The following is a 22,467-nucleotide window of genomic DNA, read 5'->3' on the forward strand; positions in this document are numbered from 1 at the left end:
ATGAGTGAACTAAACTGGCAGAAGCTAAAGGAGATATTTAACGAAGCCCTGGCACTTTCGCCTGACAAGCGGCACGCTTTGCTGGAAGGGCTGCCTGACCAACAAATGAAAGCAGAGGTTGAATCGTTACTGGCTTCGTACAATGAAAATCCCGCCTTTCTAGAAAATGCGGTGCATACCTCTGCGTTGAAAGCTGTGGAGTTGGTGGACCCGCAGGCAGCAACAGGACTTGTGTTGGGTGCTTATCGTGTTGTGCGTGAATTGGGGCGTGGCGGTATGGGCATGGTGTACCTCGCAGAGCGCGTTGATGGCGCCTTTGAGCACCATGTTGCAATCAAAGTGGGTAAGCAGGATGCATACAATCCCGAGTATGTGGAGCGGCTGAAACATGAGCGTCAGATCCTTGCTTCTCTTGCACATCCACACATAGCCAAATTATTGGATGGTGGCGTTACGGCAGATGGCCGGCCATATTTCGCAATGGAGTACGTTGAAGATGGATTGCCTATCGATACATTTTGTGCGCAAGAGGGATATGATGTAGTGCAGAAACTTCAGCTTTTTCGGTCTATATGCGCGGCTATTGCTTATGCCCATCGCCAACTGGTTGTACACCGCGATCTGAAGCCTTCCAATATCCTGGTGTCTCCTGAAGGCCAGGTAAAGCTGCTTGATTTTGGGCTGGCAAAATTACTCGACGATAAAGCTGGGAGCATCGGGCCGCAAACCCGCACCGGGATGCAACTGATGACACTCGAGTATGCCAGCCCTGAACAGGTGCGGGGTGTACCTGTTTCTACAGCAACCGATGTGTATTCACTCGGCGTGGTGCTCTACAAGCTACTTGCCGGCAAGCGCCCGTATGATGTCCGGCATCTCTCACCAACGCAAATTGAGCGGATAATTTGTACGCAAGAACCTATGCGTCCGAGTGAGATGGCGCGGGACGTTGCAACCGGGAAGGAAAAGATTGCAGCAGACCTCGACAACATCGTTATGAAGGCGCTGCGCAAAGAGCCTGAACGCCGGTATGGATCTGTTGAGCTTTTACGAGAAGACATTGACCGGTTTTTGCAGCAATTGCCCGTATCAGCACGGCCTGCAACAGCGCGTTACCGGCTCTCCAAATTTGTAAATCGTCATCGGTGGGGTGTTGGCGCTGCCATTGTTTTTGCGTTTGCATTGCTTGGAGGAGTGGTCTCGACATCTTATCAGGCGCAACGGGCTGCTGTTGCGCAACAGAAAGCAGAAGAACGCACCGATGCGGTGCGCGCCATGGCGAATACGTTGCTATTCGATATCCATGATGCTATTCGCGATTTGCCGGGTGCAACGCCGGCCCGCAGGCTGCTGGTGAAAAACGCTGAGCAATATCTGAATATGTTGGGACAGGCTTTTCCCGAAGACCCAGGCTTGCAAGCTGAACTCGCAGAGGCATACAACCGGGTGGGTGAGATTTATGGTGATCCTCACTTTCCCAATCTTGGCAATTTGGCAGAAGCCGGGACTTATTATGGCCGAGCGCTGGAGCTTCGGGAGTCGCTGCAAGAACAGGGAGATGACGAGCATGCGGATACACACGCGCTTGCGTTGGCAAAAGCGCGGCTCGCTGTTGTAAAGTCGTGGGGTGGTGAAAATGAAGAAGCCATCGTGCTGAGTAGCGCAGCGTTGGCTTCCCTTGGCCAACAATATCAAAATGAACCCAATGATGTCATACTCCACGATATAGGGCGCATTAGAAGTGAGTTGGGCTGGTGGCTGGTTTTCTCAGGCGACATACCCGAAGCAAAGGAGATTCTTGAAAAGGCGATCGACGAACTCGAATCCCTCTCGCAAACCAAAGCGGGGCATGTCGATTTTGAAATTGATTTGTGGCGGGCTTACAACTATGCAGTGGATGCCTATCGCTGGAGCGGCGCGCCGGCATATGCCCTTGAGGTCCTGGAAGCCAAAGCCTGTCCGCGCCTGGCTGCATTAGGCCAAAAACTAGCCCTGAACCCGCGGCTGCAGTCGTGTTATGCAACTTGTCTCAGTAAAATGGGCGGACTTTATAACGCAATGGGTGACGAAGCGAAAAACATTCAATACCTCGAGCAAGCCCTGACAATTGCCAAAGGCATGGAGGCATCAGATACCACCAATGTTTTGGGCAAACAGACGGTTGGGGCCTTGCTTTCAGCTTTGGGGAACGCCCATCAAGAATCTGGGGATGTGGAAAAGACAACGGGGTATTTTGAACGGGCCATCAACCTGCGTAGAGAAATCTACCAGTTAGATGAAACGCACGGGGAAGCCGGCAATGCACTCGGTAATTCCCTGCGATCTTCGTGTCTGTTTTATGCAACAAACGCAAAATTTGACCTTGCCCTGGCGCGTTGTGCGGGAGCAGTGGAGGTGTTTGAAAAAGTTATTGCCGTGGATTCCCTGAACGGCATCTGGCAATCCAATTTGATTGAGTCTTACCTGGTAACGGCTGATGTGCATAAAGCAGCAGCAGAGCAGCGCTCGGGCGCCTTTGCACTACATCTGCAACAGGCAAGCGAGGAGTATGCCAAAGGAATCGCCTTAATCGATTTACTGGCCGGGGAAGGGCGGGCATTTGAGTGGCCGGCTAAACTTGATAGTTTGCGGGCACTGCATCGTTTGGTACGCGATGAACTCGATCGCGCTAAGAAGGACTGATTACCGGTTTATGAACCTTGATTGTCGTCTGTGTATCGGTGCCACTTTCATGCGGCGTAAGCGTGCCTTGGGCATGGCGCCACTGGGTTGCAAAGTGCAGCAGGGCGGAGACGCTTTCGAAATTTAGCTTCTCTTTTACCCGCCGGCGATGCGTTTCGACCGTTTTTCGGTCGAGCTTGAGCCGGTCAGCCATGTCTTGAGGACTCGCGCCTTCTCCCATCATCAGGAGCACAGCCAATTCGCGGTGCGTCAGCAGGTCCATCGCTTCTGTTTTAACTGCAGCTGCGCCCTTGGTAATTTTATTGAGCAGCCGTGCGGTCATTGAGGTGCTCAGGAACGTCTCATTACGCATTACGCTACGGATGCCTTCGAGGACATCCTGCATATTCATGCGCTTCATGATGTAGCCCATTGCGCCGGCTTCGATGGCGCGCTCTGCAAAGATTTTCTCGTCATACTGAGAGAAAATGAGGATGTGCAGGTTGGGAAGTTGGGCAACAAGTTGCATGCACAAGTCGAGCCCATAAGCATCGTCCAGAGACAGGGAGATGATCACGACATCCGGTTTTGCTATGGTGATGTGGTCGTATGCTTCCGAAGCAGTGGTGGCCTGGCCACAGAAGATCATGTCTTCCGTATGTTTCAACAGGCTAGAGAAAGCATCACCAATAGCGGGATGGCGATCAATGACAAGTACGCGAATGCGTCGTACCAAAGATCCGTTTGCGTCTTTTTGTTGGGGTATAATCACGTAGCCCACTCCTAATCTATAAGGTGATGCGAGTTCACCAGGTGAAGAACAAAGGGGGCTTGATAAGTTGTGATGGAGGGTGCCTCGTTAAGGCAGTTTGGGTACTTGCAACAAGCATGCCGACACACAAACCTGTTTATTTGGCCCAGTTTCGCCGTTACATTTGCTTCATGATTCGAGGCATTGTCATTCTGACGAATTCGTATCGTTTCGAGATTGACCGGCTATCCGCGCATTACCGCCGGTTTGCTGGTGGCTATTGGCGATGCGCTTAAGGATGAGTTGTTTTTTCTGAATGGTGTTTGACTTTTTCTCAGCCAGGCTGTTAATAAGAGGTAGAATACCCCGTGAAAGGCTCAGAAACGGACAAAAGAGTAGATAATTTGCTTCTGTGAATTAATTGTGCAACTGTCAGATAAGACGTGAGTACATATTCCAGTCGTATGTCCGGCTTCATGCTTACCCACTTCTTTATACCGGGAAAAGCATACCGGGGTGTAGATCGACATTAACTGCGCTTGAACGGCAACTCTGACCCAATGCGAAACTGCAAATGGTGCGGAAACTCTGGGTGGCTCCTCAAAATATCCAAAGACGGCCTGTGCCAAAAATGTGAACCCGATGTCAAAATGCGCGTGCTCAATGCAACGCGGGTTTTGAATGAGAACTTGCACGTAATGCGACGTGCAAAGGAGATAGATATGCGCCTTGCAAAAGGGCGGCAGGCCATTGAGCAGTTACGTGACCTTATTCCGTATTACGAAAAAGGGCTGGTTAACCTCCAGCCTTCGCCGCAGGAGCTTGTGGCCCGTATTTATAATGCAGAGCGGACCATCACGCATCAACACATCGAAAGCCTCTTCAACGTTGCGCTAAAGCAAGCGAAGAAAGCGCCAACTGAAGCCAAGGGACAATACATCACCGAGCTTACCGAAGCGGTAGACAAATACAAATCGCAACTTGGTAAATCAAATGAGATACGCTGGCGCAAGCGTTTGGAACGGGATCGGAGTCTGTTGCTGGTAGAACGTGCGCAACAAGATGAGGGTACAGGAAAGCGAGATCGGGCGATAGACCAGTATATAGAAGCCCTCGATATGCTGCGGGCAGACAACAACGGTGACCCTGCCCATCAACAACGCATTGAACAGGTGAAAAAGAGAATTCGCGACCTGGGCGGTCAGATTCCAGAACGTTGGGAAAACGAAGAAGCAACAGGCGGCGACGGATTGTCGGCCTGATGCCAAATCCCTTTTTATAAATCCGCCCCGGGTTTGGTTTGCCGTGCTGGAGAGGAAAAAATGCACGGTTTTCCGGGTAGCGCAAGTCGTTTTGATTCAGGTTACAGACACCTGGGCCTGTATTACCTGTTTAATCGAATAATATAACAGAGACAATAGCTTTTAAATACTGATAGCAAACACGTCTAGTTATCCGTAACCTGAATCAAAACCGGCATCACACGTATCCCCCGCTCAACCTCCGAAGCCTAGAATGGCAACAGAGAGGAAAATGAAAAGAAAAGCGAGAATAGCCAAGGCCAGGCTAAACGCAGTGCCCCATGAGTTTGTACTACTCGGTCTCATACAAGGAAAAGGGATTAAAGCTTTACGAAAAGCGAGTGAGGAAAGGGGCCTCGGAAGGGCATGCTATAATATAAGCTGTTACCAAATCGTAATGTGCCGAAAGTGTCATAAAAGTTTGGCAACTGTGCTTCAAGCCCAGCCGTGATCCGTTTCCGTAAGAAAGGCGAAGGATGTAGAAAGATCTCCTCTGCACAGACTGCTTCCCTGACTTCACTATCAGATCTTGAATAAAAGAACAGATGCACTGCAATGTTGCAGGGCGAAGCACGTCTTTGCAAGCTCTGTGCCACGTGGATTTTTTAGAAGGGTGATTTGTACCTGCTCCGTATACTGCTTGCCGGCGATATCACCGTGGTCCGGTAAGCCCTATCCCTCGGCAAGTGAGAGAAGGACTTTTTGCAGGATAGCTGCCGGCGCAGGTAAAAGGCGCATGCCAAAAGTGTGTTCAAACTGTGGAGGTTGTGGCCGAACTATTCTGTGAATGTGTTAAATTGCGCATATCGAGGCATTTAAAGGGTTAGGCGGAAACTGAATCCATCATTTCTTCGTCCGATATTCACCGGAAACACCCTCGAATCCGCCCGTTATTCGGGCAAAAACCCCTGGCCGCTATGGCACTATTCGCGCTCCTCGCCTTTGTATTCCTGATCGGATTTTTGGCATTTTTTCAGCCGGACCACCGGCAATCCCGCCGCCTCTAATGGCGCATGAAGCAGGCTATTTGTGCGCCTGTGGCATCCCATAATCCTGTAAAAATGCCGGCAGGCATTTAAACCAATTCTCAAAAGTCTTCATACATGCTTCATTCTAGCTTGAATGCAGGCATGTAATTCTTTCCGCAACAATTACATATTTGCCCTGCACAGCTTTCCCTATCCTGAATGTGCAGGTATAAACAATATGAATGTGTTGTGCCCTGTGTCTATCAGGCAGTATTCAATCACAAACGAATGTTGCCATGATACGCTCTTCCTTTTTCGTTACGCTCCTTTTCGCCGCGATTATTATCGCCCCCAAGTCTTCCGTTGTCTATGCCTTGCAGCAGACCCACTGGGTTGCGCCCAACGGCAACGACGCACAGACTTGTACAGTAACTACGCCATGCAAGACAATTAACCATGTACTGCAGGCGGTTGTTAGTGATGGTGACGTTATTAACATACTCCCCGGTATCTACCGCGAGCAACTCGAGATCACCCTGGACAACATAACGTTACAAGGGACCGCACCCGGTGTTTTTCTCTATGGAGCTGCTGTGCCCGAATTGGTACCCGCTGAAGGCAAATACACGGCACCGTGGGTGTGGGGTGACTCATTTGACGGGACGCCTTTTTGTAATAACCTCACAAATGATGTTGGTATGGATGACCGGTTATGCAACACGTTGGGGTTTTGGGAAAATGAACAGCGGCTTGCGCAGGTCTTGTCTAAGTCTGCTGTGGTTGCCGGCACCTTTTATTATGACGCAGGTGCAGAGGCGGTGTGGCTGCAGCCATACACCGGCAGCGACGGCCTGGCTGCCATAGAAGGTGCCACATATCCCTACGTGTTAAAACTGTCTGCTTCAAGCAGTGGTGTGGCCTTAAAAGACCTGAGCATATGGTACGGGACTTCGATGCCCGATGACGGGATCCTGCAGGTGGAAGGCAGTGACCATCTGATTGAAAATGTGGATGTCCGGTATACCGCAGGCGCCGGGATTCTTGTGTACGGTGCAGATCGGGTCACGATGCAAGACGTAGAAGCTGCAGCCCACGGGCAAAACGGCTGGCGGATCCGCGCAGATGCCTCGTTTTCAACCTCATCAGGCTGGCAGATTAACGACTGGGTTGACGCACTGGTGCTGGATCACGCCATCTCTCGCAACAACGGTTGGAAAGGCTACGACAATTGCTGGGGCGGTGGCGGGACCAAGTTTTCCTTTACGCGCGATTTGCAAATTGACCGTTTCTATTCTGCAGACAACAACGGGTTTGGGATTTGGTTGGATATTGAAAACCATACGTATGATGTGACTTCTTCTTTGAGCGCCCGCGATGCCGGCCGGGGCATTTTTGTAGAATACATCAGCGATGACGGGCGCGTTGAAAACAATGTGGTATTTAATACGCAGGACGCAGATAATATTGGATGTGGCATCAGCGTGGGGCTGGCTGCAGCTGATTCGCGCAATGTGACCATCAAAAATAACACGGTCTATTCAACTGCAGACGATGTAAAAGGCATCATGCTCAAAACAGGATGCCCTACGTGTCGCTCTTTCCCATATACAAGCGAGGATATCGTATGGGAAAACAACCTGTTAATCAACAAGGGAGACGCCGGCTTTGTACGCGACCTGGATGCTGGCAGCGCTGATCCATTCACCTACAGCAACATGCACATCGAAGAATCTTTTGCTGGAGATGGCACTGTGGCTGTATGCTGGGATGCGCTGGGGAACTGCTCTCAAGCTGCATTTGACATCGAAGCGTTGCCACCCGGTACCTATCTTGCGGATGAAGCAGATGAATGTGGGTTTTCTGAAAACAATGCATTGCTTGATGGTGTGGGGGCGCAGGGTTTTGTGCATCCACAGCACGCAGCAATTTGTGATGGGGCGCCACCCCCTGCGCCGCCTGTAGCAGGCTTTACGTATGCCGTGGAAGGCATGCTGGTCATGTTTACAGATACAAGCGCTGATGACGAGGCCCTGGTTGCCTGGAGTTGGGATTTTGGGGACGGCAGTTCATCCAGCGAACAGTCGCCTGAATACGCGTATGCCGCAGCGGGTACGTACGCCGTTTTGTTAACTGTAACTGACTCAGATGGGCTATCAGATACCTTTTCGGAGCAAATTGCCATTGATTCGCCGGCGCCTCCTGCAGAACCTCCCGTGGCAGACTTTACCTATACAGCAACCGCACTAACCGTTCAGTTCGAAGACCTGAGTACGGACGATGGCACCCTTGTGTCGTGGCTTTGGACCTTTGGGGATGGCAATCAGGCATCAACACAGGACCCAACCCATAGTTATAGCGATGCCGGCACGTACAGCGTATCGCTGTTGGTCGAGGATGACGAAGGGTTATCTGCAACACAAACGCGCGATGTGGTTGTTGAGGAGGTTGATCTACCTACGCCTCCCAGCGCTGCCTTCACCTTTACAGTAGACAACCTTCAGGTAACTTTTCAGGATGCAAGTACCGACGATGGGTCCGTAGTTGCATGGCTCTGGGAATTTGGAGATGGTGAGGTGGCGACATCAGCCACAACGTCGCATACGTATATGCAGGCGGGTACGTATACGGTAGTACTTACGGTCACCGATGACGAAGGCCTGACCGCCAGTGTTGCTGAAGAAGTGATGGTCTCCTCGCCGCCTGTTGACCTCCCACCCGTGGCCGCATTTACGTTTGTTGTTGATGGTCTCAGCGTTCAATTTACAGACCTTAGTACAGATGAAGATGGCGAAGTAGCCGGCTGGTTGTGGGATTTTGGTGATGGAGAAACGGCTACACTTCAGCATCCCGTCCACGTCTACACCACGGCCGGCAGCTATTATGTGACGCTAGAAGTAAAAGACGATACGGGCTTGAAAGGGGATGTGGGTATACAGCTCCTCCTGATTGAAGGAGAAGACGATGTTACAGGTACTTTTGTAGAAGTTGCCGGCCTTGTTGTTATGGAGGCTGAACACCACGTAGCCCAATCTGCCAACGGTATCACCGGTGATACCTGGATAGAGGCGCAAATAATGACAGGCAGCGAAACGGCGGTTGGCATGCAAGTATTGCCGGACAATGGCCACAGCGTAACCGCTAACTTTATGGTGGACAATGCTACGCTGCACTTTCCGGTATTGTTTATCACAACAGGGACATACTATATCTGGGTCAGAATGCGACCTGAAGCGGATGCAAGCACGATATATGCCGGCACTGCTGAATCCGCTAGTATGATCGGCGAGACCAGGTTCGATAAACCGGTAGATACATGGGTATGGTACAATACAAAAAACGCGAGCCGGCGCGCCCGGATAAACGTTCCTGCAACCGGAGAGCAGTTAATTCAGGTCTGGATGCGCGAAGATGGCGTGGTGCTAGACCGCCTGTTGCTAACCACTGATCCTGACTATGTACCGGAAGGTGTGGGGCCTGCAGAAAGCCCAAGGGTGCTTATCGATCCGTATCCAAACGGATCCCATAGGGTTTCAGATCGGCTGGATATGCCGTTGCAACATAGACCCACTTCAATCCGGGTAGGACATTTTTATCCTAACCCGGCTACTTCCGACAGCCATATGTCTCTCGATTTACCCGATGAGGCGCAGGTATCCGTATTGCTGTATGATATGATTGGACGTGTGTGGCATAGTGAACAGTACGTACTAAACGCCGGCGCTAATCAGAAACTACGGGTAGATACGTCTCGGTTGGCAGCAGGGGTATATATTTGCCAAATACGCGTTTTATTGGCTGAAGGAAGCCAGACATTCAGCAGGCGATTGGTGGTTGTCCCTTTTGGCGCACCATAGGCGTCATAATGCGTGGCATTCTAATGGTTTGTTTTAGATATGCCGTATTGATGTCATAGCCTGTACAGTATCCTACAAGCGACAGGTTGATGTAAACAAAAGGTACAAGACCATGGAAGAGATTCAGGGAAAACTACAGCAATACCTTGATGCACGCGATGCTTTTGTCTCGCGTGTGAAGGAAGACCGCTGGGTGTTGGCCGTTGTGCAGATCGGCTCCTTGAATGAGGAGACGGTATGGCGCAAAGATGGCCTTGGATTGTGGGTTGTAGAGGCGGACGGTGTCAGTCGCCGGCAAAAAAGCGATGGCGAAGCGCACCGCATCTGGCGTATTCTGGTTGAACATGATGTGAATCTGTGGGCTGAAATCATTCCCCGTGCCCGGTTCAAGCGGATGGTTGAGGGTACTTCTCGAACGGCCTTCTCGTACAACTTCTTTGCACACCGGTCGTTGATTTATTGTGTAGATGAAAGCATTGCAGACTGGTTCGAGGAAGCCAATAGCATAGCTACCAAAGACCAGCAGAAAGAAGTTATGATGATGACCTGCTGGTTCATCTATCAGCTGCGGTATGCACGCCGGCTGCTTGAAATAAAACAAGACGACCACAGGGCCTGGCAGGCCTTGCTGGATGCTGCACATGCATTGGCCGCTACCCATGTTGTGATGGCGGGCGAAATTTGTGAGACGCATGCGATGCATCGCGCGGTCGAACTTGAGCCGAGCTTGTTTGCCAAAATGTACACCGCGCTACTGGTCGCAGGTCCAGAGAGGCCGGCTCTACAAGAGGCTTTGCTCCAGGGAGAAGGGTGGCTGCAGGAATACGCTGCACTACACATGACACCCGTGATGAAATACCTGAAGAAACAACGCCGGGTGGTGTCTCTTTCAGAACTGGCCAATTACTTTGCTTATAGCCAACTGCATCCCTGGCATCTGGAATCTGCCTGTGAATGGCTGGTACAACAAGGGGCGCTTGAAAAGCTGGCTGCAGAAATGCTGTTGACAAAGAAAAGCCGCCACCATCTCGAAGAACCTGCCTATCTCGTCCATGAAGCCTGAGCCTGTAAACACCCGCACCACTCTTTCGGTACGCGGGGCGAGGGAAAACAATCTCAAGAATATCGATGTGGATATTCCCCGTGATCAATTGGTGGTGATTACGGGCGTCAGTGGTTCGGGCAAGTCATCGCTGGCGTTTGAGACCATATATGCTGAGGGGCAGCGCCGGCTCATGAGTTCTATGTCGGCTTACGCCCGCCGTTTTGTATCTCAACTCAAAAAACCGGATGTAGATTTTGTCAACGGGTTGTCTCCCGTGATCTCTATTGATCAAAAAACAGTTGGTAAAAATCCCCGAAGTACTGTTGGTACCATGACCGACATTCAGGACTATCTGCGCATGCTGTATGCCAGCATCGGCCAAGTCCATTGCCCCTGGTGTGCAGCGCCTGTGACGGCGCGTAGTCCGCAGCAAATGTTGGAGCACATGTTCTCTCTTCCGGACGGCGCTGTCGTTGAAGTGCGTGCACCCGTTGGCAAAGTATGGGGCGAAGAATGGAGCCTACTGCTGGAGCAAATCAGGCACCACGGCTACCGCAAAGCCGCTATAGATGGCACCCTTGTGGACCTGGGTGACGAAATTGAACTGGACGAGTCACAGGACCACCATGTCGAGGCGATTGTCGATCAGTTTATTATTGAAAAGGGGATTGACCGTCGGGTAATTGCTGCGCTTAGCAACGCCCGCGAACTTGGCGATGGATTGCTTTCTTTTGTACTCAAGGATGGCGTTTCAGCCGCGCAAGAAAAAACTTTTTTCAAGGGCTTTGGATGTGCCAAACACCACGTGGTGAGCTTAACCCTGCAGCACGGCGATTTTACGTTTAACGATCCTGCGGGCGCCTGCGTTACATGCTCGGGGCTGGGGACGGGAAAACGTGTCCATAAAAAACTGCTGGTCCCAGATCCAGGTCTTTCCCTTCGCGAGGGTGCAATTGTCACGCGCGAATACAATCCGGGGAATTGGACGGGGCGCGTCCTCTATACGTTGTCTGAACACTTCGGCTTCTCACTCGACACCCCGTTTGCTGATCTGGCTGAAGAAACGGTTACGTTGCTTTTTGAGGGATGCCCTGAAGAACCGCTTACTATAAAGGTGCCACCAGAGGCAAAAGTAGGCGCCCACTATGCCGGCCGTGATTTTCGATTTCAAGGCATTATAAATGAAATCGAACAGCACTACCATCGCTACCGCAAACAAGGAGATGCCAATACATGGACAGAAGATTATCTGGACAAAATCATGGTCACCTACGATTGTCCGGACTGCAGAGGGGGGCGCTTGAAGCGGGTACGAGAAATGGTTACTGTTGGTGGCAAAAGCTTGCCCGAGCTCTGTCGTACCCATTTTCATTCACTCATTTCGTTTCTGGAAGGTGTTGATGCAAATTCAGATAAAGCAGCAGTTACTGAAGTGTTGATCAGGGAAATTGTAGGGAGACTGCGGTTGCTGGTGGGTATCGGCTTGGATTATCTCAGCCTGGAACGACGCGCCGGCACGCTATCAGGCGGTGAATCGCAGCGCATTCGCTTATCAACACAAATTGGCAGTGGATTAATGGGCATGCTCTATGTCCTTGATGAGCCGAGTATCGGCTTACATCCTAAAGACAACGCGCGCATGATCTCTACCCTGCGGAAGCTTGTAGATGTTGGCAATACGGTAATTGTTGTCGAGCACGACGAAGACACCATCCGCGGCGCAGATTATTGCATTGAAATTGGCCCGGGCCCCGGGATACACGGTGGTACAGTTGTTTCTGCAGGTCCGCCCAAAGCTTTGATGACAGATCCGGCATCGTTGACGGGGCGTTATCTTTCAGGGACCAAAGAAATTGCCGTGCCGAATGAACGGCGTACGTTAGACAATGGACGGATCGCGGTGTCCGGTTGCCGGCATAACAATTTACAGGACGTCGATATTGACATCCCCATGCACGCATTCACCTGCGTGACTGGCGCTTCTGGTTCAGGCAAAAGCTCATTTCTGCATGAAACCCTGTATAAAATCCTGATTGCAAGACTACATGACAGCAGGGTTTTACCTGGCGCGTACCGGACAATCACCGGTCACGAAGCCATTGATGACGTCATACATATTAACCAGCGTCCGATTGGCCGGTCTTCCCGGAGCAATCCTGCGACATACATCGGGATATACGATAACATCAGAAAGCTATTTGCTGGCACAGCAGAAGCAACAGCGCGCGGCTACACTGCTTCTCGGTTCAGCTTTAATGTAAAAGGAGGGCGCTGTGAGCAGTGCAGCGGTGAAGGGACCATAACGACGAAGCTTTCCTTCATGCCCGATGTTGAAGTACAATGCCCCACCTGCAAAGGCGCGCGCTACAACGCGGACACGCTCGAGATTGTATGGAATGGGAAGAATATCGCTGATGTGCTGGAGATGTCTATTGAGGATGGTGTTGCCTTTTTTGAAGGCCAGCGATTGATTCGGCGTAAACTGGGTGTCATGCATGACCTCGGACTGGGATATCTGAAGATTGGTCATCCTGCCCCGATTTTATCTGGCGGTGAGGCGCAACGCGTGAAGTTGGCTGCTGAACTGGGTAAGGTAAAGCGGGGCAAACATTTGCTCTATATCCTGGATGAGCCTACGACTGGATTACATTTTGCAGACATCGATCGCTTGTTGCAAGCACTCAACAGCCTGGTAGACGCCGGCCACTCAGTTGTTGTCATTGAACACAACCTGGATGTGATAAAGACGGCTGACTGGGTCGTTGATCTTGGGCCCGAAGGAGGGCACAAAGGCGGACATGTTGTCGCCGCCGGCCGGCCAGAAGACGTTGCAGCCGTGCCCGAAAGCCATACGGGTCGATTTCTAATGCCACTCTTAGTCGATCCCCTCTAAGCGCAATGCCGGCTGTGAATGCGTCAAATTAAGGGTTCAACCATCCTGCACAAAACTATCTTCTTCAATAGGTATGTCCTGATGGACACATGCGCATCCTGATACCTGTGTCCACCAGGACACATGTCACGGTTTTTGCGGTCTTTTTAAGAAATGTGTTTATCTCCTAATTCGTTGTTAGCCAACAGGTTAGGGGCTTCGTTTGCGTAGTGTTCTCCAGTTTGGCCTCTTGCTTGTAATTGAGGGTGGTAACCTGGCCGCAGGGCCGCAAGCAAAACAAACCAAAGGAGGACATCATGTCTATTAAAAACAAAGCCCGCATTGTCGCAAGTCTAACCGTAGGCGGTTTCATTGCCCTCATTTTTCTTGCTGTTGGATGCAAGGGGGAGTACGGGGTTATCGAAGAGGAACGCGTTACGTTCGCGCCGGCGCAAACGGTAGCACTGGATGCTACGCCGGCAGATATTGAGCCGACCCAAACAGGCGTAACGCCAGTCCCTGTAGAAAATATTTCGGCTGCGCTTGATGGCAAAGAAGGTGGGGCACTTATCGCGACCGTCGACACCACACGCAAAGTAACCTACAAGGAAGCGGAAGCTGCGTTTAGAGAGAGAAATTATGCCGAAGCTACCGAGCTTTTTACCCGGTATACGCAACGCAAACCCGAAAATGCCTGGGGATATTATATGCTTGGCCTGTCGGCAAAACGGGCCGGCGATCTTGAGAAATCAGTACAGGCGTTGCAAAAAGCAGCGTCAATAGATCCGCAGCACCTCAAAAGCTGGGTAAACCTTGGGCGGACACATATGGCCTTAAATCAGCCAAATGAGAGCCTGGCAGCAGTTGAAAAGGCCCTGGTTATTGATCCATCTGCCCGCGATGCGTATCGCATCAAAGGCCGCGCACACCATCAGTTGGGTGAGCTGCCAGAGGCAGAACTGGCCTACAAGCAAGCACTTGCGCTCAATGACCGAGATGCGTGGTCAATGAACAACCTGGCTTTTGTAATGATCGGCCAGCGCAAGTTTGACGATGCCCTGCCGTTACTGGCTCGCGCCATCGAAATCAATGATCAAGTAGCTGTGTTTCACAACAACCTGGGCATGGTACTCGAAAATAAAGGCTATTTCAGGGCGTCAGAAAAAGCTTATGAATCAGCTGTGGCGCTAGATGAAGGGTACACGCGTGCTGTGACTAACAAGGCACGTGTTGCAGGTATTACCGAAGCCAATTCAGCCGGCGACCCAGATTTTGCTGCACTGGCCCAACGGGCTGCATCGGCCATCAAATCCTGGGAGTCCATTTCTGCACAGGGCGGTCAATAGTCTCCGATGTATACTGATCTTGCTGTTTAGAATTTTAATCATACGCAAGGCAAGGGTTCTTTCATGTTCGCATGATTGAATCCTTGCTGTCTAGATATCAGATTTGATGAACAACAGAAACAGCTGGCACCTGACGTGCGCCCTTTTTCTTCCTTTGTCTTACTTTATTTTAGCCTTTGCTAGTGGCCGTGTAATGCCGGCGATTGTAGATCCTCCGCTATGTGAGGTCTATGATGTAGAGGTTGTTGATATGTATGGCAATCTTACAAGTGGTAAACTGCAAACTACAACAGACGCGTATGGTGGGCATACACCCGGTACGCTCGATAGACAGACTGTCCTGACAAATAAGACAGCCTCCGGCCCGGAGTTGGATACCCTTCGGATATATCCTGTTGTGCACATGGTCGAGGTCCCGAAGGGGTTCAGATTTGTCATACTGCCTTCGGATTCATTGCAAAAGATAGCAATGGATAATGTGGAAGACATTCGTATCGAGAACTCATACGGTTGTGCACAGGATAGTAGCTATCAACACGTGTTTCCTCAGGGTATTTATCAGCTTCCGTTTGAGAGTATAAGGGCGGTGCAGAATAATCAGCTTCGCGTTGCTTTTCAGGACATCGACGTAAAATGCTGGTTTGTGCTTAACGAAGAGAACAGGGCGCAAGAGCTACTCAAAAATACATTTGACCGGATTAGGACAAGAACAACATGGTATTCTGAACACCGCGCAGCCAACGAAGAGCTATGGGAAACAGAAGGGCTTGCCCTGATATGCCATCCTCTCCTGTGGTGATAAGTTACTGGGTACAGCGTCAACTGATGCGTGTACCTGTGGTGGATATCGTTAGGGAATTATTTGTGCGTCTACAACAACGTATTTAATTTTCTCGCGTTGCCAGGTATAGGTGATATGAATGCTGCCATCTGCTGCCTGTACCATGGCCGGGTAGGAATATTCGCCGGCAGCGTGCTCGAGCAACGCCACAGATTTCCACTGCTTGCCGTCTTTCGAGACCGCAAGGCCTAGCTTCTCCCTTCCTTCGCGGGTCGGATTGTAAATGAGGAGGAATCGACCATCCTGGAGCCTGAGTGCATCAATGCCGGCACTTGGGTTTGGCAGGGTCGTTTCCTGCATCGCATCCCAAGTGATGCCGCCATCTTTAGACCAGGCTTCTGTTACCACACCCTGCACCGATCGACATAAAATCTGCAACCTTGTTGGACTATGGGCGAGAATGGTTGGTTGAATGGCGCCAAATTGTTCGGGGTCATTCAGGTCGTTTACAACTTCCCACGAGGTAGAATCAGCGAGGTATTCAAGCGTCCACATATTGTCTGCACGCGGATTGCGTAGGCGTTCCATGTGAACCACCCAACCATCGTGCTCCGTACTGGAGCCGGCGAGTAGCGAACTGTCTGCCATCAATACGGGTTTTGCCCGGATTGGCCCCAGGATCCCATCGGGGAGTCGCGTTTCTTCAGACCACGTTTCGCCATTGTCAACTGATGTACGCACCAACCCCCACCATTCGCTTGGACTTGGGCCGGCTTTGTAAAAAAGCAGCAGAGGCCCATTATCCGGAGCTTGAAACAGTACAGGATTCCATGTTGGATAACGCGTGCCATCGGGTTGCATACCATTGGCTACTTCAACAGGAGGTGTCCACCCAGATGCTGTTTCACTCGAAAACCAGATGCCAACGTCCGGGTCTCGTTCTGCTGTTCCGCCAAACCAGGCAGCCGCCATTCCCGCCGGGGTTTCAACAATGGTTGAGGCATGGGCTGAGGGGAAAGGAGCCTCATCATAAATGAAAGAGGCACTTGTGACAAGCCTGGCGAGTTTTGGTTGTGACCAGGTGGCATCGGACGTGTCTTTGTTGCATCCGGCGAATACGAACACCATACTTGCGAGTAAAATGGAGGCGTATCGGATATTCATAGGGCAGTAGGCAGGTGAACAGAGCTTGCACAATTATAAAAAGGCTGGCTATTAAAAGAAAATTGCCCCGCCAGGGGTGCTTGTCTTTAATTGTTGTTGAAGCGCGTATTTAATTGGTAAGCAATAGTATATTGTGCGCAACCTTAATTAAATCGTGATCAGATTATGTACGCTGCGCTACTGGGAACGCACTCCTGGGTTCGTTGGATTTTGTTGATTAGCATGGTCCTGATTCTATTCAGGAGTTTTGGAGGAATGAAGAAAGGAACGTATACGGGGGTTGATAAGAACGCTGCGCTTGTGCTCTTCTGGGCATTGAATATTCAATTCATCCTCGGACTTGCCCTATATTTTGTTTTTAGTCCGATCACGCAGGCTGCGTTTGGTAACATGTCAGAAGCAATGGCTGACTCTTCGCTTCGCTTTTTTGTAGTTGAACACTTTGTAGCCATGTTTCTGGCGATCGCTGTTGGACATGTAGGGATTGCGCGCGCAAAACGAGAGCAAGATCCAGCGAGAAAACACAAACTTCTGCTGATTTGGATTGGGCTTTGTCTGCTGATTGTGATTGCCGGCATTCCCTGGCCATTCCTGCCTTACGGACGCGGCTTGTTCTTCTTTTAGGCAAAACGGACGTGTAACTGGCGTAGGCATTGATGCGTAGGCAGCTGGGTATGCTGTTTCCACACAACCCGTTGAGGCTTATGTCCATCTTTCCCGCTCCCCTGGTCCGGCAATCCCTTTTACTGTTTTTTGCATTGTTGCTGGTGGGGCCGGCTGCTGCGCAAAAGAAAGCAACGCAAATCGACAGGTTGGTTGCAGCCTATCACGATTACGGCATCTTTAACGGGACGGTCCTGGTTGCTGAAAAGGGCAAGGTACTCTTCAAGAAGGGCTATGGCATGGCCAATATGGAATGGGACATGCCCAATGAGGCAGATACCCGTTTTAGATTGGGATCGATCACAAAGCAATTCACGGCTGCGTTAATTCTCCAACTGGAGGCAGAAGGCAAGCTCTCAACTGCTGATTATATCAGCAAGCATCTACCCGATTACCCGGGTGCTGTTGCTGATAAGGTGACCATCCATCATTTGCTTGTTCATACTTCGGGTATCCCAAGCTACACAGGCCTGCCCGAATTCTTCAATGAAAAAAGCAGAGATCCATACACACCTGACGAGTTCATAGAAGTTTTCTCCACGCTGCCCCTCGAGTTTGAGCCGGGTTCAACGTGGCGCTATAATAACTCCGGATATTTCTTGCTTGGCGTGATTGCCGAGAAGGTGACCGGGATGTCGTATGCAGATGCGCTACAAGCTTATATTTTTGAGCCGCTGGGAATGGCACATTCCGGGTATGATACCCACGCAGCGATCCTGAAAAAACGGGCTACTGGGTATGAACGCGGCGCAGCGGGATATATTACCGCTCCTTATCTGGATATGTCGCTGCCCTATGCTGCCGGCTCACTGTATTCAACCGTAGAAGACCTGTTTCTTTGGGATCGTGCGCTGTCCAAAGATAAGCTACTGTCAGTGGACCTGAAGGAGAAAATGTTTACACCGTATATGAATGATTACGGTTACGGCTGGTTCATTGATGACGACCGGGCATTTGGTGACGGGTCCAAAGAATCGGTTATTATTGGTCACGGAGGCGGGATAAATGGCTTCAACACAATACTGGAGCGTGCACCAGAAGAGGGCCACCTTGTTGTATTGCTGAATAATACCGGCGGGACGGTCCTGGGATCTATTAGCAAGGGTATTTTTGACATTCTGTATGGTTTTGATGCTGAGTTGCCGAAAAAACCAATCGTCATGGAAATGTCGAAGTTGATTGAATCCAAAGGTATCGAGGCCGCCGTTAATCGATATAACCGATTGTACGCTGAGCAGCAAGACGCATACGATTTTTCGGAGCAGGGGATGAATGGCCTGGGCTACGCATTGTTGCAGCAAGACAAGGTCGACGCAGCTGTGGCGATGTTTACGCTCAACACTGAAACCTATCCCGACGCGTTCAACACCTGGGACAGCCTGGGTGAGGCCTATATGGAACGTGGTGACCACGAAAAAGCTATTGCCCATTACGAGAAATCGCTGACGTTGAACCCACGCAATGAGAATGCAAAAGAGAAGTTGGCGGAGATGGGTGTTGAAGTTGATGAATCGCTGGGCCAGGAGATTGAAGTAGCACCAGAAATACTGGCCAGCTATGTGGGGACGTACGAAATTAATCCGGGGTTCGAGCTTACGATTACCCTGGAAGGGGCACAACTGTATGCCCAGGCTACGGGGCAACCGAGGCTCGAAATATTTGCGCAGTCTGAAGTTCGCTTTTTCCTGAAAGTTGTGCAGGCTGAACTGGAGTTTCGCGTTGCAGAAGACGGGATTGCCGACCAGGTGACCTTGTATCAAGGGGGGCGAGAAGCGCCGGCCAAGCGCGTTAAATAACCCTGTTTCGCGATATATCTTACTCGCTTTCGATATCTGTCTCGCGATAGGTGAAAATGCGATCATCATCGATAAGATGTGATCGCATTTTTAGTGTCTGGTTACAACGCGCGATACGCCCGTTGTGGGTCCAAGTGCATTCAGGCAATTTCAATTCCTCAACTACAAAATATTAAGGAGCTCTTACCAATAGAGCAGTACATTTGAGGGTTTGTTTACAGTATATTAACACCTCGTTAGTCCCCATTCAGGTCTGGCTTGAAGATAAAACACCACCAACGACCTTTAGTGTACGAGGCGCTGCGCCCGGGTATATGAGCCGCCAAGTCATATTGCCGGCCCAGCGCGATTGATTTATGGGAAAATCGATATACAGTTTGCTCATCCTGGTAGCACTTGCTACTGGCTTTTTTTTGCTTCCGGAGACGGTCAGGTATACCGTTGATCTACGCGGCGAAATACTACCCGTAAAGGAGTGGATGCTGGTGCGGGATGGTAACGGCACACTAAACGGAAGTATTCTCGACCATCGCGAGGGTGCTACAGAGTCTTACAGCGTGAAACGGTTTGAACGCGGGGATAATATGCAGTTTCGACTACACCCTGCAGCACAAACGGCAACCCATATTGCAGCCGGCGATACCATCGGTCAGCTTTATTCGAACGATGCCATGCGCCAGATTGCCGAATTAACGGGAGATTTGGGTAGCCGGCTGGCCGCTTTGCGTTTTGCCCAGGCTGGAGACAAGCCGGCGCTCGTAGAACGCGCCCGTAAAGAACTGGAACGCGCAGAGGCACGACTTGAAGGCCATCGCAACGTCATGGCCCGCACCGAAACCCTGTATACCCAGCAATTGATTTCTGCGCAGGAGCTTGAAGCAGTCAGGAGCCAGGACCTGGTGTACAAAGCTGATGTCGCCATTGCGCAGGCACTGCTTGATGCGCGGGAAACAGGGGAAAGCCAGGAGCGACTTGCTGTATCTGAAGCAAAGGTTCGCGAGCTGCAAGGTCAATTAGATGTCTTACAAACCCGTATCGATCAATTCACCATTACAGCACCCTTTGCTGGCGAAGTAGCACGATACCCATATAGCGACACCCTCTTTGTGCTCCGCGATCCTACGGCGTTTGTTGTAATTATGCCTGTGGAGTCAGCAGATCATCACCTCATACAGCCAGATCAGGACGTCCATTTTCGGGTGCCTGGCATCGAAGATGCTGTTGTGGGGACGGTATACCGAAGTGGCAACACGGTTCACCAGCTTAATAACCAGCAGGTGCTTATTGCTACCGCCGTTATTTCTGAGCCTGTGGCAGGGTTACACCCCGGTATGATGGTAGATGCTGCTGTAGAAGCCGGCAGCCTTGGGTTGATGGATTATATCAAACGCATGCTTAACTAAACCGTCATGCGTAATGAGCTCAAATACCTGGTACCCAGCATACTGTTGGATGAATTGCGCAACGTTATCACCCACTTTGCAAAACCGGATAAGTATAGCAAGCTGAGAGGAACGCGCGGGTACACCATTCGCAGCATCTATCTTGATACGCCTTCGCTCGATTTCTACATCGAAAAGATTGAAGGCTATGAAAAACGCCGAAAATTACGCATTCGCGGGTACAACGAAGGCACGCTAAATGAAAGTCCGGTCTTCCTCGAAATCAAGCGGAAAGAGGGCGCGAAGATTGAAAAACAGCGCGTTCAGGTGCCATACCTTGCTGCTGCCAGCTTGCTCGATTGCGCTGATCCCCTTGGTTCAATTGTGCCGTTAATGCCTTCTCCACAGGCGGATGCTGATATGCGGGCCTTCCTGTTTCATGCGCGAAAAAGACCCATGCGGCCGATTAATCTGGTGGTTTATGAGCGAGAAGCTTTTGAAGGCCATGCGGAAGAATCTTTGCGGCTGACATTGGACAAGAACCTGCGCGCCGGCCTGTATCCTGCAATGGATGGTTTGTATGAAGAGAAGGGCCTGTACGACGTAGTACCAGGCCATTTTATTTTAGAGGTCAAATTCGACCACTTCTATCCCGTTTGGCTGCGCCCGTTCTTGAGCCGGCATCAGCTAAAAAAACAAGCTTTGTCAAAGTATGTCATGGCCATTGACCGATTCGATTTGACGATTGGGCGGCGTGATCAAACGATTGTCAGTCAACCCACCGATATTGCGGTGCCATTACACACCCTTACCCCACTGTCCTGACCATAAACGTAGATGCTGGATAACTTTACTCAGGTCATGAATCCACAAGTAACCGCCGGCCAGATAATATTGGGGCTTGGGGTGGCTTTTTTGTGTGGATTCATCATCACCTATTTTTATAAGTGGGCGTACCGCGGTTCAAATTATACACCTTCGTATGTGCGTTCGCTACTCTACCTGACGTTGATTGCTGCGATGATCATCATGGTCATTGGCAATAACCTCGCGCGGGCGTTTGGGTTAGTAGGAGCCATGTCAATTATACGGTTTCGAACGGCGCTGAAAGATACACAGGATATTGTATTTGTATTCTTTTCACTGGCTGTCGGGTTGGCAGCCGGCGTGGGCATGTACGGCCTTGCACTTGGGGGGACTCTGGCTGTCGGACTCGTCATTCTGATTACGTCTAGAACGAACTTTGCTGCCCTAAATCGTAAAAGTTACCTCGTCCAATTCACTTTCGACGATACGCCGGCAGCCAATGAAAACGCTGCGGCATCGGGCAATGAGGCACCTTACCTGGACGTTTTTAATCGATATGCCCGTAAACATCGCCTGGTTAACCTGCGCACTGCTGAGGGCAGCGACACCCTTGATCTGACCTATTACGTCTTCCTGAAAGACCCCAAAGAGGCAGAAGCTTTAACTCGCGCGCTGGGTGATATTGCGCAAGTTTCTCGTGTAAATGTTTTCTATGACGAGGCGATGAACTAACCTTTCTTCTCCGCCATGATCGCATGTGAGGTGTTGCAGTGATAGGCTGCGTTTTCAAGCAGAGGTCCTAAAACCAAACAACCCCTAACCACTTGCAAATATCAAGGAGTTAGGGGTTTTATCTATGTGCCCGGGACTGGAATCGAACCAGCACGGCCTTGCGGCCACCGCCCCCTCAAGACGGCGCGTCTACCAATTCCGCCACCCGGGCAAGGGGATATCTGAAGTGCCGAATGTCGAATGCCGAGTTTCGAATCAAAGAATTCGGCACTCGGCATTCGTAATTCGACATTTCTTGTGATTCCGCCAGGGTTCGAACCTGGGACCCTCTGATTAAAAGTCAG

The 22,467-nt window shown here is 50.8% G+C and carries 14 protein-coding genes and 1 tRNA gene; 12 read left to right on the forward strand and 3 right to left on the reverse strand.

Going from position 1 to position 22,467, the window contains the following annotated elements:
- Complete coding sequence (locus tag AAF564_05025) at nt 1–2,682, forward strand: serine/threonine-protein kinase (protein MEM8484887.1); 2,682 nt, start codon at nt 1–3, stop codon at nt 2,680–2,682.
- Here AAF564_05025 and AAF564_05030 read toward each other — a convergent pair.
- Complete coding sequence (locus tag AAF564_05030) at nt 2,669–3,433, reverse strand: response regulator transcription factor (protein ID MEM8484888.1); 765 nt, start codon at nt 3,431–3,433, stop codon at nt 2,669–2,671. The two genes, AAF564_05025 and AAF564_05030, sit on opposite strands and share 14 nt — an antisense overlap.
- A 629-nt stretch (nt 3,434–4,062) precedes the next feature.
- On the opposite strand from AAF564_05030, the gene AAF564_05035 reads away from it, so the two are divergent.
- The 6 genes from AAF564_05035 (at nt 4,063) to AAF564_05060 (ending at nt 15,597) form a co-directional block, all read left to right on the forward strand.
- The gene (locus tag AAF564_05035; GenBank protein MEM8484889.1) at nt 4,063–4,674 is read left to right on the forward strand and encodes a hypothetical protein; all 612 of its coding nucleotides are present in this window, start codon (nt 4,063–4,065) and stop codon (nt 4,672–4,674) included.
- Nucleotides 4,675–5,977: 1,303 nt separating this feature from the next.
- The gene (locus AAF564_05040) at nt 5,978–9,535 is read left to right on the forward strand and encodes a PKD domain-containing protein (protein ID MEM8484890.1); all 3,558 of its coding nucleotides are present in this window, start codon (nt 5,978–5,980) and stop codon (nt 9,533–9,535) included.
- Between the two features lie 112 nt (nt 9,536–9,647).
- Nucleotides 9,648–10,598, forward strand: a complete 951-nt coding sequence (locus AAF564_05045; GenBank protein MEM8484891.1) for a hypothetical protein — start codon at nt 9,648–9,650, stop codon at nt 10,596–10,598.
- Nucleotides 10,588–13,473, forward strand: a complete 2,886-nt coding sequence (uvrA, locus tag AAF564_05050) for an excinuclease ABC subunit UvrA (GenBank protein MEM8484892.1) — start codon at nt 10,588–10,590, stop codon at nt 13,471–13,473. Before AAF564_05045 ends, uvrA begins: the two co-directional genes overlap by 11 nt.
- Nucleotides 13,474–13,769: 296 nt before the next feature.
- Nucleotides 13,770–14,798 carry a tetratricopeptide repeat protein gene (locus AAF564_05055; GenBank protein MEM8484893.1) on the forward strand — a complete coding sequence of 343 codons (1,029 nt, stop codon included), beginning with the start codon at nt 13,770–13,772 and terminating at the stop codon, nt 14,796–14,798.
- 106 nt (nt 14,799–14,904) lie between these two features.
- Nucleotides 14,905–15,597: a hypothetical protein gene (locus tag AAF564_05060; GenBank protein MEM8484894.1), complete on the forward strand. Its 693-nt coding sequence runs from the start codon at nt 14,905–14,907 to the stop codon at nt 15,595–15,597.
- A gap of 51 nt (nt 15,598–15,648) precedes the next feature.
- Here AAF564_05060 and AAF564_05065 read toward each other — a convergent pair whose 3' ends face one another.
- Nucleotides 15,649–16,743: a sialidase family protein gene (locus tag AAF564_05065; GenBank protein MEM8484895.1), complete on the reverse strand. Its 1,095-nt coding sequence runs from the start codon at nt 16,741–16,743 to the stop codon at nt 15,649–15,651.
- A gap of 165 nt (nt 16,744–16,908) precedes the next feature.
- Here AAF564_05065 and AAF564_05070 point away from each other — a divergent pair, with 165 nt between their 5' ends.
- From AAF564_05070 to AAF564_05090, 5 genes are all read left to right on the forward strand, one after another.
- Nucleotides 16,909–17,367: a hypothetical protein gene (locus AAF564_05070; protein ID MEM8484896.1), complete on the forward strand. Its 459-nt coding sequence runs from the start codon at nt 16,909–16,911 to the stop codon at nt 17,365–17,367.
- An 80-nt stretch (nt 17,368–17,447) separates the two neighbouring features.
- Nucleotides 17,448–19,202 (forward strand): serine hydrolase, encoded by a 1,755-nt coding sequence (locus tag AAF564_05075; GenBank protein ID MEM8484897.1) that lies wholly within the window; start codon nt 17,448–17,450, stop codon nt 19,200–19,202.
- Between the two features lie 356 nt (nt 19,203–19,558).
- A complete protein-coding gene (locus AAF564_05080) occupies nt 19,559–20,605 on the forward strand; it encodes a hypothetical protein (GenBank protein MEM8484898.1) in 1,047 nt (348 codons plus the stop codon).
- A gap of 6 nt (nt 20,606–20,611) precedes the next feature.
- Entirely contained in the window at nt 20,612–21,409 is a 798-nt protein-coding gene (locus AAF564_05085; GenBank protein MEM8484899.1) for a polyphosphate polymerase domain-containing protein, read from the forward strand.
- 36 nt (nt 21,410–21,445) lie between these two features.
- Nucleotides 21,446–22,123 (forward strand): DUF4956 domain-containing protein, encoded by a 678-nt coding sequence (locus AAF564_05090; protein ID MEM8484900.1) that lies wholly within the window; start codon nt 21,446–21,448, stop codon nt 22,121–22,123.
- 127 nt (nt 22,124–22,250) lie between these two features.
- Here AAF564_05090 and AAF564_05095 read toward each other — a convergent pair.
- A tRNA-Leu gene (locus AAF564_05095) sits at nt 22,251–22,334 on the reverse strand.
- Nucleotides 22,335–22,467: the final 133 nt, after the last annotated feature.

The sequence above is a fragment of the Bacteroidota bacterium genome, assembly GCA_039111535.1.
Classification (GTDB): Bacteria; Bacteroidota; Rhodothermia; order Rhodothermales; family JAHQVL01; genus JBCCIM01.

Bases quoted from the DNA above. Each gene is read 5' to 3' on its own strand.
- AAF564_05090 (MEM8484900.1), top strand. From the start codon at position 21,446: ATGAATCCACAAGTAACCGCCGGCCAGATAATATTGGGGCTTGGGGTG.
- AAF564_05040 (MEM8484890.1), top strand. From the start codon at position 5,978: ATGATACGCTCTTCCTTTTTCGTTACGCTCCTTTTCGCCGCGATTATT.
- AAF564_05065 (MEM8484895.1), bottom strand. From the start codon at position 16,743: ATGAATATCCGATACGCCTCCATTTTACTCGCAAGTATGGTGTTCGTA.
- AAF564_05055 (MEM8484893.1), top strand. From the start codon at position 13,770: ATGTCTATTAAAAACAAAGCCCGCATTGTCGCAAGTCTAACCGTAGGC.
- AAF564_05045 (MEM8484891.1), top strand. From the start codon at position 9,648: ATGGAAGAGATTCAGGGAAAACTACAGCAATACCTTGATGCACGCGAT.
- AAF564_05035 (MEM8484889.1), top strand. From the start codon at position 4,063: ATGCGCGTGCTCAATGCAACGCGGGTTTTGAATGAGAACTTGCACGTA.
- AAF564_05070 (MEM8484896.1), top strand. From the start codon at position 16,909: ATGTACGCTGCGCTACTGGGAACGCACTCCTGGGTTCGTTGGATTTTG.
- AAF564_05060 (MEM8484894.1), top strand. From the start codon at position 14,905: ATGAACAACAGAAACAGCTGGCACCTGACGTGCGCCCTTTTTCTTCCT.
- AAF564_05075 (MEM8484897.1), top strand. From the start codon at position 17,448: ATGTCCATCTTTCCCGCTCCCCTGGTCCGGCAATCCCTTTTACTGTTT.
- uvrA (MEM8484892.1), top strand. From the start codon at position 10,588: ATGAAGCCTGAGCCTGTAAACACCCGCACCACTCTTTCGGTACGCGGG.
- AAF564_05080 (MEM8484898.1), top strand. From the start codon at position 19,559: ATGGGAAAATCGATATACAGTTTGCTCATCCTGGTAGCACTTGCTACT.
- AAF564_05085 (MEM8484899.1), top strand. From the start codon at position 20,612: ATGCGTAATGAGCTCAAATACCTGGTACCCAGCATACTGTTGGATGAA.
- AAF564_05025 (MEM8484887.1), top strand. From the start codon at position 1: ATGAGTGAACTAAACTGGCAGAAGCTAAAGGAGATATTTAACGAAGCC.